Origin of the sequence: Haemophilus sp. HMSC61B11 (genome assembly GCF_001838615.1) — a bacterium.
In the GTDB taxonomy this organism is placed as follows: Bacteria; Pseudomonadota; Gammaproteobacteria; order Enterobacterales; family Pasteurellaceae; genus Haemophilus_D; species Haemophilus_D parainfluenzae_AD.
Window position 1 is genome coordinate 75,118 of sequence record NZ_KV837963.1, and the last position, 10,742, is coordinate 85,859.

Below are 10,742 nucleotides of genomic sequence, written 5' to 3' on the forward strand. Positions count from 1 at the left end.
TTTATCCAACAGAGTTGTATAATGTCTCGCTTTTAAATATAAAACGATAAAAGGGGAAAGCTCATGATTAAAACCGATACCTTACCGCAATTTTTGCGTAACAAAGTGGCGGAAAACGATGCCTTTGGTCTCGTAGAGGGCTTGTGCCAATTATTACGTAGCAGCCCCACAGAAAAAATTTCTCCGACCTTGCATTTATTTAAGTTTATCTTAAAGAACGATAAAGAATTAGGCTATTCTGTTTCGAAATTATTATGCGGTTGGTTATGTGGTTTACGCCTTTATCCGTTGTTTATTAGTAGCGGTATTCTTACGCGTGGCGGTTTTGGACAGGAAATGAAAACGCGTATTTATGAGCGTTTTAACCCCTCTTTTAAAGATATTAATGATTTACGTGATATTTTTTATTTATTGTTTAGCGATAAAAATGATGCACGCTGGATTGATGCCGTTCCTTTAAAAACGTGGCGAGGCGTATTTGGCGTTTTAACCCGTTATACAGAACAAAAAGATCGGGAACGTTTAAAAAATCATATTGAAAGTGAAGGGCTATTTGCCATAGAGATGCTTTCAATTTGGATTGCGGCTGAAGATATGGATCCTGAGTTGATGCGAATGGAGCCCTCTCTGTTGAATGCAGATTCCCCTTTTGTCGCATTGCACCATGAAGTAGTGAATTGGTTACAGGCGCGCCGCCAATCAACCGTTTTTGATGATAGTCATTTGCAGGTAATGTTTAGCCAATGTAAAAAATTGGTTGAGCGTTTGCAAAAACGTGGAGCAATGGTGGGCTCTTCTTTAAATACGGCTTATTTATTGGAGCGTCTTTCTCAGACCTTAGAGCGATTGGAAACCTTGATGGCGATTTTTGTTTCAAATCGCTATTTGCCGCGTCGAATCTTATTATTAACCGGTTGTTTTGCCCGTGCGGCAGCAGAAAAACATAGCATTACTAGATTATGGAAACAAAGCTCAAGATTAATTTCACGTAGCATTACCCAAAATGCAGGCGATCATGGTGAGCATTACATTACTCGAGATAAAAAAGAGTATTGGGCAATGTTTTATTCTGCCGCAGGTGGTGGTGTATTAATTGCACTGATGGCACTATTTAAAACCTATCTAGGCAGTATCATTGATGACAAAGTCTGGAAAGGCATTGCAGAAGGCTTAAATTACGGCTTAGGTTTCATGGTGATCTTTATGCTGCATTTCACGGTTGCAACCAAACAGCCTGCCATGACTGCAGCCCGTTTTGCTGAGGCTGTTGAGAAAACGCCTCAAGGTAAAACTGTCAATATAAAATTAGCCCAATTATTAGTGGATGTATTTCGCTCTCAAAGTATTGCGGTACTAGGCAATGTGCTCATCGCGATGGGATTGGCTGCGTTGATTGCGTTTGGTTACCAATATAAAACGGGTGAGCCATTGATGAACGCTGATCAAATCGCTTATCAGTTGCATAGTATTGCTCCTTTTGCGGGAACCTTATGGTTTGCCGCTATTGCTGGGGTATGGTTATTCTGCTCGGGGATTATTTCGGGCTATTTTGATAACCGAAGCAATTATTTGAATATGCGCATGCGTTTAACCCAACATCCGTTATTGAAAAAACTAATGTCTGAAAAGACTCGCATTAAATTTGCTAATTATATGCATGAAAATTATGGCTCGCTTATTGGTAATCTTTGCTTTGGTATGTTGCTTGGGATTACCGGTGTAGCGGGTTACTTAACGCATCTTCCGTTAGATATTCGTCATGTGGCATTTTCATCTGCGAATGTCGGTTATATTGCAGTGAGCGGACATTTCGCCTATTCATTGCTTTTACAATGCATTGGTTTTGTATTGTTGATTGGTTTGGTGAATTTAATTGTCAGTTTTTCATTAACGCTTTGGGTGGCATTGCGTTCTTTGAATGCGGAAATTGATAGCTGGTGGCCAATTTGGCATGAAGTGTGTCAAATTGTGAAAAAACGTCCATTGAGCTTATTTCTTCCCGTTCAATTAGATAAATAATCATCTTAAGTGCGGTCAAAAATATCAACGTTTTTGACCGTACTTTCTTTTCGCACAATTTAATTTGCGTTATCATGTTGCTCATCTAATACGATAACTTTATGAATTATTCTAATGAAACCAACATTTCTTGAACTTCGTCACCTAAGAACCTTGCTTGCGTTAAAGGAAACGGGCAGCGTTTCAATGGCGGCAAAACGTGTTTATTTAACACAATCAGCACTTTCTCATCAAATTAAGTTAATGGAAGAGCAATTCGGTTTACCTCTATTTGAGCGTAAAAGTAATCCATTGCGTTTTACCGCAGCAGGCGATCGCTTAATTCGTCTTGCCAATGAAATTCTTCCGAAAGTGGTAGATGCAGAACGTGAACTTGCACGTGTAAAACACGGTGATGCAGGGCAGTTAAGAATTGCAGTAGAGTGTCATACCTGTTTCGACTGGTTAATGCCGGCGATGGATGAATTTCGTCAGCATTGGAGTTTGGTAGAATTGGATATTGTGTCAGGCTTCCACACTGATCCGGTTGGATTGCTATTGTCTCATCGTGCAGATTGGGCGATTGTGTCTGAAGTTGAACAAAATGATGATGTTTTATTTAAGCCGTTATTTTCTTATGAAATGGTGGGAATCTGTTCTAAAGATCATCCATTAGCCAATAAAGAGGTTTGGCAGGCAGAAGATTTCGCTGAAGAAACTTGGGTAACCTATCCCGTGCCTGATGATATGTTGGATTTATATCGTCAAGTGTTGAAACCAAAAGGTATTAATCCGCCACGTCGTACAACGGAGCTAACGATCGCCTTGATTCAGTTAGTAGCGAGTCGTCGAGGCATTGCTACCGTGCCTTATTGGGCGGCATTACCTTATTTAGAAAAAGGGTATGTGGTGGCGCGTAAAATTACAGAAGAAGGGTTGTACAGTAACCTCTATGCCGCGATTCGTAAAGAAGATGCTAATTTAGCTTATATCGAAGATTTCCATCAAACAGTAAAAGCACAAAGTTTTTCGACCTTACCTGGTTTGTCTGTTTTAGAGTTGTAGTAGGTCAATATGTCAGAAGTAGTGACAGAAAATCCCATCAAAGCCGCGGCAAAAGCGGCATTTCCTTACAGTATGCCAATGCTTGCAGGCTTTTTATTTTTAGGCATAGCATACGGCATTTACATGAAAGCACTTGGATTCGGTGTTTGGTTCCCTGTGGCAATGGCAGCACTCATTTATGCGGGCTCCGTGGAATTTATTGCAGCAGCCGCCTTAGTTATGCCTTTTTCGCCTTTAAGTGTTGCGTTGGTTACGCTGATGGTCAGTGGTCGCCAAATTTTTTATGGCATTTCCATGTTAGAAAAATATGGTGCTCAACTCGGGAAAAAACGTTGGTATTTAATTAGTACCCTAGTCGATGAAAGTTTTTCCCTGAACTATATGGCGAAGATTCCCGATCATTTAGATAAAGGCTGGTATATGTTCTTTGTCAGTTTTTATCTCCATCTCTATTGGGTCGTTGGAGCGGGATTAGGTAATCTATTTGGTTCAATCATTCCTTTTGATTTAAAAGGGGTAGAGTTTGGTATGACCGCACTTTTCCTGGTGATTTTTGCCGAAAACTGGCTCAAAGAGAAATCTCACGAAAGCTCATTATTAGGTTTAGGTGTGGCTTTTGCATCGCTATTAATTGTTGGAAAAGAGTATTTTTTAGTGCCAACACTCATTAGTATTTGGATTCTGTTAACTGTAAGACGACCTAAACTTTCATCTAAATTGGAGGCACTAAAATGACATTGATGGAACAAATTATCACCATTGTGATTTGTATTCTGTGCGTGCAATTTACCCGATTATTGCCTTTCTGGATTTTTCCCGCAAATCGCCCGATTCCGGAATATGTTCGTTATCTAGGTAAAGTATTACCCGCAGCGATGTTTGGGATGTTAGTCGTGTATTGCTATAAAAATGTGGATGTGTTGAGTGGTTATCATGGCTTGCCTAATTTCATAGCGGGTGTTTTGGTATTGGGATTGCATTTCTGGAAAAAGAACATGTTTCTTTCTATCTCAGCAGGCACAATTTGTTATATGTTTTTAGTGCAGAAAATCTTTATCTAAGCGAATTTTGAGCGAAATAAAAATTTCTTGATATTGCAATCGGTTGCCTTTATTTCGCCTCTTTTCCTCAATTCCAAAATCTTTTATGATGTCGCCTCAATCATTGTTGACGGAGAGATTTATGGAATTTAATTTCATCGAGTTATTAGGTTATTTGGCAACATTCTTTGTGGCCGTGTCTTTTTTATTCAAATCCATTGTTCACTTGAGAGTTGTCAATGCAATTGGGGCGATACTCTTTGTTATTTACAGTTTGATCATCAAATCTTATCCAGTTGCGCTTCTAAACGCATTCTTATTTTTCGTTAACTTATATCAACTTTATCGTTTGAAAAAAGAGCAACCAGCATCAAAAGTGCTTAAATAATTGACCGCACTTTTTCTCCATTTACCCCCACATTTGGTATAACGCAATCACCAGTGGCATAGTAAACATACAAAGCAGCGTCGTTATCCCATAAATGGCGCTGGCTTTTTGTGGATTGTTGTTATAAATCACCGCCATTTGTGTCACTGTCGAAGCAGATGGACTGGTCGTTGCAAGAAAACTAATCAGAACAATTATCTCGCCTTTTTCGACCCAATGTACAAAACCAATCAGCTTTATTAATACCAATAATGCAAGTGGAATAAGTAACAAGCGCAAAAGTGTGACTAAATAAATGCGTTTGGATGATACGATGCTCCGTAAAGGAATAGCCGCAATCAGCATACCGGCAACAAGCATGGCATTCGGGCCAATAAACAAGCCAATCGAAGACAGCGTACCATTAATAATATTTGGCAACTTGATTTGAAAAGCAAATAAAAATGCTCCGACGAGAATTGACCAAATATTGATGTTTTTGGCAATCATCTTCAAGGATAAATTTCCTTTTCCAACAATAATCAACCGGCAATGCGTCCAAAATAGAAAGGTTTGAACCACAATAAAGCAACTGGCATAAATGACCCATTCTTTGCCAAATAGCGACATCACAATCGGAATAATTAAGTTACCAGAATTGGAATAAATAGAGGTGGCGTGCTCAATAGGATCGAGCTTTAATAGGCGTTTTAATAGACTACCAATAATAATCAGAATAATGTGAAGAAACACCGCCATAAGCAGTGAAAGCTGCAAACCTTGCAGGATTTCTGGCGTGTAATCAATTTGAAATGCCTCAATCATCACCGATGGGCTGATAACATAAAGTCCAATAATAGAAAGCGGCTTGCTATCTTCTGATTTTAATAATTTTGATTTAACCAACCCATAGCCAATAAGCACAATGAGTGTCAGTTCAATAATTTTAGTGCCGAGTAAAAAAGCGATGTTCATATTGAATATTGATGAGATAAATTAGTGCTATGAAAGAACAAAAGGGCAAATAATTTGCCCTTTAAATTGATTTAGGTTACTCCCACTCGATAGTTGCTGGGGGTTTTCCGCTGATGTCGTATACCACGCGGGAAATGCCGTTCACTTCGTTGATGATGCGGTTAGATACTTTGCCTAATAAATCATAAGGCAAATTAGCCCAATGTGCGGTCATAAAGTCGATGGTTTCTACTGCGCGTAGGGAAATAACCCAATCGTATTTACGGCCATCGCCCATTACGCCAACAGATTTTACTGGTAAGAACACGCTGAAAGCTTGGCTGGTTTTTTCATACCAACCGCTATTGCGTAATTCTTCGATAAAGATTGCATCTGCACGGCGTAATAAATCGCAGTATTCTTTTTTCACTTCGCCTAATACACGCACGCCTAAACCTGGACCAGGGAATGGGTGACGGTTGATCATTTCAGCTGGTAAGCCTAATGCTAAACCGATTTTACGCACTTCATCTTTAAATAATTCACGCAGCGGTTCAACTAAGCCAAGTTTCATATAGTCCGGTAAGCCACCTACGTTGTGGTGTGATTTAATCACATGTGCTTTACCGGTTTTGCTTGCCGCAGATTCGATTACGTCAGGGTAGATCGTACCTTGTGCCAACCATTTCACATTAGTGAGTTTTTTCGATTCATCATCGAACACATCGACAAACACTTTACCGATAATTTTACGTTTTGCTTCAGGATCCGATACGCCTGCAAGTTCACCTAAGAAACGGCTTTCTGCATCAACGCGGGTAATGTTCAAGCCGAATTTATCACCAAACATTTCCATGACTTGATCGCCTTCGTGTAAGCGGAGTAAACCATTATCCACGAATACGCAGTGTAATTTTTTACCGATAGCACGGTGTAAAAGTAATGCAACTACAGAAGAGTCCACACCACCAGATAAACCTAAAATCACTTCATCATTGCCCACTTGCGCTTTAATGCGAGCAACGGCATCTTCGATAATGTTTTCTGCTGTCCATTTGGTTTCGCAACCACAAATGTTCACCACGAAATTCATCAATAATTCCAAACCTTTTTTAGTATGAGTTACTTCAGGGTGGAATTGTACGCCGTAGAAACGACGATTTTCGTCAGACATTGCAGCAATTGGACAGGTTGGAGTCGTACCGGTAACTTGGAAGTTTTCTGGTAAACGCGTTACTTTATCGCCATGACTCATCCATACATCTAATTTGCTGTCACCATCATTTAAATGAGCGAACAGTGCGGTCGGATTATCCATTAAAACAGAAGCATAGCCGAATTCACGATGATCAGAAGTTTCAGTTAAACCGCCAAGTTGCATCGCCATGGTTTGCATACCATAACAAATACCCAATATAGGCACACCAGCATTAAATACATATTCAGGTGCGCGTGGACTATTTTCTTCAGTGGTACTCTCTGGACCACCAGAAAGGATAATACCATCTGGATTAAATTCACGTATTTGTTCTTCAGTCACATCCCATGCCCAAAGTTCGCAGTAAACACCGATTTCGCGCACACGGCGGGCGATAAGTTGGGTGTATTGGGAACCAAAGTCGAGGATCAGGATTTTATGGTTGTGGATATTTGTCATTTATAATGCTCTTATTATTGATAGTGTAGACGGTCAATTTTCTCCAAAACTTTACAAAAATCAACCGCACTTTAAAACAACAAAAGGTGAGCTAAAGCCCACCTTACGGATTAGCCCATACGATAGTTCGGTGCTTCTTTAGTAATAGTTACGTCATGAACGTGACTTTCTTTAATACCTGCACCACTGATGCGAACGAATTCTGCTTTTGTGCGTAATTCTTCGATAGTTGCGCAGCCAGTTAAGCCCATGCAAGAACGTAAGCCACCCATTTGTTGGTGGATGATTTCTTTTAAGTAACCTTTGTATGGAATACGGCCTTCGATACCTTCTGGTACGAGTTTGTCTGCTGCATTATCAGATTGGAAATAACGGTCTGATGAGCCTTTCGCCATAGCACCTAATGAACCCATACCACGGTAAGATTTAAATGCTCGACCTTGATAAAGTTCGATTTCACCCGGTGCTTCTTCTGTTCCTGCAAACATAGAGCCAACCATTACACAGCTTGCGCCTGCAGCAATAGCTTTTGCAATATCACCAGAGAAACGGATACCACCGTCAGCAATAACTGGAATACCACGATCTTTTAGTGCAGCAGCAGCATCTGCGATAGCCGTGATTTGTGGAACACCTACACCGGTCACAATACGCGTTGTACAAATAGAACCAGGGCCAATACCTACTTTCACTGCGCTTGCGCCTGCGTCTGCAAGTGCGATAGCACCTTCAGCAGTTGCTACGTTACCCGCAACAATAGGCAAGTTTGGATATTTTGCACGCGTTTCACGAACGCGTTGTAATACACCTTCTGAGTGACCGTGAGAAGAGTCGATTAACAACACATCTACGCCGGCTTTCACTAGTGCATCAATACGTTCTTCGTTACCTGGGCCAGCACCTACAGCCGCACCGACACGTAAACGACCGAATTCATCTTTACATGCATTTGGTTTTTGTTCCGCTTTTTGGAAGTCTTTAACGGTGATCATGCCTTTTAATTTGAAAGCATCATCTACAACAAGTACTTTCTCTACGCGGTTTTGATGCATTAATTCTAAAATTGTTTCACGGCTTGCACCTTCTTTTACGGTGACCAAATCTTCTTTCTTCGTCATTAATTGTGAAACGGTTTTACTTAAATCTTTTACGAAACGCGTGTCGCGACCAGTGATAATACCGATTAAGTTATTTTCAGCATCGACAACAGGGTAGCCTGCGAAGCCGTTTTTCTTCACCATTTCAGCAAGTGCTGCAAGGGTTAAATCGGGTGAAACAGTCACAGGTTCAGAAACAATACCACTTTCGAATTTTTTCACTTTACGAACGCGATCCGCTTGGCGTTCAATTGTCATATTTTTGTGAATAAAGCCGATGCCGCCTTCTTGTGCTAAGGATATCGCTAATTTGGTTTCTGTGACAGTATCCATCGCAGCAGAAAGCATAGGAATATTTAAGCGAATTTCTTTGGTGAGTTGAGTTGAGAGGTTGGCTGTGTTCGGAAGAACGGTTGAATGAGCTGGGACGAGTAGAACATCGTCAAAAGTAAGCGCTTCTTGTTTGATTCTAAGCATGGCAATATCTCGCTGTTAAAAGTTGTGTCAAAAAATATTGCGCCGGGATTATACAGATTTTTCATGTGGTTGAAAATGAATTTTTTCGCTTTTATGGTAAGATTTGCCAAGGTTTTTATAAGAAGGAATGAATATGTCATCGTTATTGGAGTGTTTATCGGATTGTCAACCTAAAGTGCGGTCAGATTTGATGTCCTTTTTAAAATTAGATTCAGATGAATTAGTGCAAGAGATAGCATTACTGCGAGAGGTGGGATTAAATATTCAAGAAGAAAATAATGTTTGTCAGCTTGTGCCAGAGATGCCGTTATTAAATCCGCAAACAATTTCGACCGCACTTTTACCTTATTCCGTGCATTATCATCGAACCATTTCTTCAACAAATGAATTTATAACGAATCACATTAACCAATTAAAAAAAGGTGATTTGTGCTTGGCAGAATATCAAACGGCAGGACGGGGACGTCGTGGTCGCCAATGGCTTTCACCGTTTGCAGGACAGCTAATTTTCAGTTTTTATTGGACGATAGATCCTAAAAAAGCATTGGATGGATTAAGCTTGGTGATTGGTTTAGCCATTGCAGAAGCGTTAAATGCAAAAGTGAAATGGCCAAATGATGTTTTACTTTCGGGACGAAAGCTGGGTGGCATCTTAGTGGAAATCATTAATAATAAGAATGGTCTGCTAAACTTAGTAGTTGGTATTGGGATCAATGTAAAATTACCGCAATCAACTGAAATTAGTCAGCCGTATGCACAATTAACCGAACAGGATCCTGATATAGATCGAGAAACGATCCTTATTAAAGTAATTCAACGTATTTATTCTCGATTAGCTCAATTTGAAGAAAAGGGTATTGATGAGGAATTCATGCAACAATGGATAAACCATAATGAATTTTTGGGTGATGAAGTGAATGTTTTTACAGAACGAGGCGCGATTTCAGGTATAGAGCAGGGAATTGATAAGCGCGGTTATTTAAAAGTCATAACTGATGAAGGCGAGCGGTATTTTAATGCTGGAGAAGTTTCTTTAAGAAGGAAGTAAATAAAAAGTGCGGTCGAAATTAACCGCACTTTTTATATGCATGCTAAACCACTTTCTGAATCAGTGCTGAAATATCATCAGCAAATTTGTCGTCCCTTGCCATTTGCTCAATTTCCTCAGCAGAATATTTTTCACCGTTATACACGACAACAATGCTGAGATCATCGGGTTGCAAGAAATGCGTTTCACCGAACTCGGTATAACGGGTAGCGCCAATGCTAATAATCGCTTGTTTCGGATAGTTTGCTTGCTCTAGTAAAGAAGCAATATGATTCATTGGTCCTTCATTGGGTTGATTATTCATTCTATCCACGATCCAATCTAATAATTGTTGATGGAAATAGCTATAACCGATAGCGGGACTGTCAATGCCATAAGTATTCAGTTCGCCATTTCTTTTATGGAAGCAAACAATACGATATTGATCAATTTCGCTTCCTTTAATAAAGGAAGAAAGTGGAATCAGTTTGGATGAAATACCTTTGCTTGCCTCGCCCCAGTTTTTCTTTTCACAGATTTTTTTCGCATTAGGACGACGAATAGAGCAGTCATTATAGGCTGCAAAATAGCGAGGGATAATCTGCTCAACTTGCTTTCCTTTATAGATCAGATCACAAATAAGCGCAATTTCAGGTTCAATTTGAAGATTATCTGCACCTTGTGGAAAGTTAATTTGATTGTGACTTAAAGGAAAGGTAGAAAGAAAACCCGCATTTTCACTTGGTACATAAAACGGGAAAATCGCTTTCGGTTGAATGGCATTTTCTGTTTTTACTTGAGTGAAATCTGCCGCTTCACCGGCTTGTTCTAAATGTCCCGCGAAATTGCCTGCTACACCGAAACCAATCATTTGCTCAAAATTCATAACTACCTCATTAAAATGCCTACTCTTTGGAGGTAATTTACCTTGAATATTGAACAAAGACAATTCACTTTGATGATTAAATCATCAGGCAATCAAAAAATTGAACTTTTTTGTAAAAAAGCACTTGCAAAGAATTCTGAAAGTCCTATAATACGCCCCACACAACGACGCGCT

The 10,742-nt window shown here is 39.8% G+C and carries 10 protein-coding genes; 6 read left to right on the forward strand and 4 right to left on the reverse strand.

All coding sequences use genetic code 11. The features are described from left to right. Positions 1–63 precede the first annotated feature (63 nt). From HMPREF3263_RS04075 to HMPREF3263_RS04095, 5 genes are all read left to right on the forward strand, one after another. Positions 64–2,019 (forward strand): site-specific recombinase, encoded by a 1,956-nt coding sequence (locus tag HMPREF3263_RS04075; protein WP_070853007.1) that lies wholly within the window; start codon positions 64–66, stop codon positions 2,017–2,019. Positions 2,020–2,133: 114 nt separating this feature from the next. Continuing rightward, on the forward strand, positions 2,134–3,063 hold the full coding sequence (locus HMPREF3263_RS04080; protein ID WP_005697769.1) for a LysR family transcriptional regulator: 930 nt from the start codon (positions 2,134–2,136) through the stop codon (positions 3,061–3,063). A gap of 9 nt (positions 3,064–3,072) precedes the next feature. Next, positions 3,073–3,798: an azaleucine resistance protein AzlC gene (gene azlC / locus HMPREF3263_RS04085; RefSeq protein WP_005697765.1), complete on the forward strand. Its 726-nt coding sequence runs from the start codon at positions 3,073–3,075 to the stop codon at positions 3,796–3,798. Further along, a complete protein-coding gene (locus HMPREF3263_RS04090) occupies positions 3,795–4,124 on the forward strand; it encodes a branched-chain amino acid transporter permease (protein ID WP_005697774.1) in 330 nt (109 codons plus the stop codon). Before azlC ends, HMPREF3263_RS04090 begins: the two co-directional genes overlap by 4 nt. 121 nt (positions 4,125–4,245) lie before the next feature. After that, complete coding sequence (locus tag HMPREF3263_RS04095) at positions 4,246–4,491, forward strand: YgjV family protein (protein ID WP_005697762.1); 246 nt, start codon at positions 4,246–4,248, stop codon at positions 4,489–4,491. Between the two features lie 21 nt (positions 4,492–4,512). On the opposite strand, the gene HMPREF3263_RS04100 is transcribed toward HMPREF3263_RS04095, so the two are convergent. The 3 genes from HMPREF3263_RS04100 to guaB all read right to left on the reverse strand — a co-directional run bounded on the left by HMPREF3263_RS04100 (position 4,513) and on the right by guaB (position 8,655). Next, complete coding sequence (locus HMPREF3263_RS04100; protein WP_005697781.1) at positions 4,513–5,445, reverse strand: AEC family transporter; 933 nt, start codon at positions 5,443–5,445, stop codon at positions 4,513–4,515. Between the two features lie 76 nt (positions 5,446–5,521). After that, the gene (gene guaA, locus HMPREF3263_RS04105; protein ID WP_005697760.1) at positions 5,522–7,081 is read right to left on the reverse strand and encodes a glutamine-hydrolyzing GMP synthase; all 1,560 of its coding nucleotides are present in this window, start codon (positions 7,079–7,081) and stop codon (positions 5,522–5,524) included. A 110-nt stretch (positions 7,082–7,191) separates the two neighbouring features. Beyond that, positions 7,192–8,655: an IMP dehydrogenase gene (guaB, locus tag HMPREF3263_RS04110; RefSeq protein ID WP_005697778.1), complete on the reverse strand. Its 1,464-nt coding sequence runs from the start codon at positions 8,653–8,655 to the stop codon at positions 7,192–7,194. Positions 8,656–8,788: 133 nt separating this feature from the next. On the opposite strand from guaB, the gene birA reads away from it, so the two are divergent. Further along, the gene (birA, locus tag HMPREF3263_RS04115) at positions 8,789–9,703 is read left to right on the forward strand and encodes a bifunctional biotin--[acetyl-CoA-carboxylase] ligase/biotin operon repressor BirA (RefSeq protein WP_005697789.1); all 915 of its coding nucleotides are present in this window, start codon (positions 8,789–8,791) and stop codon (positions 9,701–9,703) included. Positions 9,704–9,746: 43 nt separating this feature from the next. Here birA and HMPREF3263_RS04120 read toward each other — a convergent pair whose 3' ends face one another. Then, positions 9,747–10,568, reverse strand: a complete 822-nt coding sequence (locus HMPREF3263_RS04120; RefSeq protein WP_005697780.1) for a DUF5718 family protein — start codon at positions 10,566–10,568, stop codon at positions 9,747–9,749. Between the last annotated feature and the right edge of the window lie 174 nt (positions 10,569–10,742).

Bases quoted from the DNA above. Each gene is read 5' to 3' on its own strand.
- birA (WP_005697789.1), top strand. From the start codon at position 8,789: ATGTCATCGTTATTGGAGTGTTTATCGGATTGTCAACCTAAAGTGCGG.
- guaA (WP_005697760.1), bottom strand. From the start codon at position 7,081: ATGACAAATATCCACAACCATAAAATCCTGATCCTCGACTTTGGTTCC.
- guaB (WP_005697778.1), bottom strand. From the start codon at position 8,655: ATGCTTAGAATCAAACAAGAAGCGCTTACTTTTGACGATGTTCTACTC.
- HMPREF3263_RS04095 (WP_005697762.1), top strand. From the start codon at position 4,246: ATGGAATTTAATTTCATCGAGTTATTAGGTTATTTGGCAACATTCTTT.
- HMPREF3263_RS04090 (WP_005697774.1), top strand. From the start codon at position 3,795: ATGACATTGATGGAACAAATTATCACCATTGTGATTTGTATTCTGTGC.
- HMPREF3263_RS04100 (WP_005697781.1), bottom strand. From the start codon at position 5,445: ATGAACATCGCTTTTTTACTCGGCACTAAAATTATTGAACTGACACTC.
- HMPREF3263_RS04120 (WP_005697780.1), bottom strand. From the start codon at position 10,568: ATGAATTTTGAGCAAATGATTGGTTTCGGTGTAGCAGGCAATTTCGCG.
- HMPREF3263_RS04080 (WP_005697769.1), top strand. From the start codon at position 2,134: ATGAAACCAACATTTCTTGAACTTCGTCACCTAAGAACCTTGCTTGCG.
- azlC (WP_005697765.1), top strand. From the start codon at position 3,073: ATGTCAGAAGTAGTGACAGAAAATCCCATCAAAGCCGCGGCAAAAGCG.
- HMPREF3263_RS04075 (WP_070853007.1), top strand. From the start codon at position 64: ATGATTAAAACCGATACCTTACCGCAATTTTTGCGTAACAAAGTGGCG.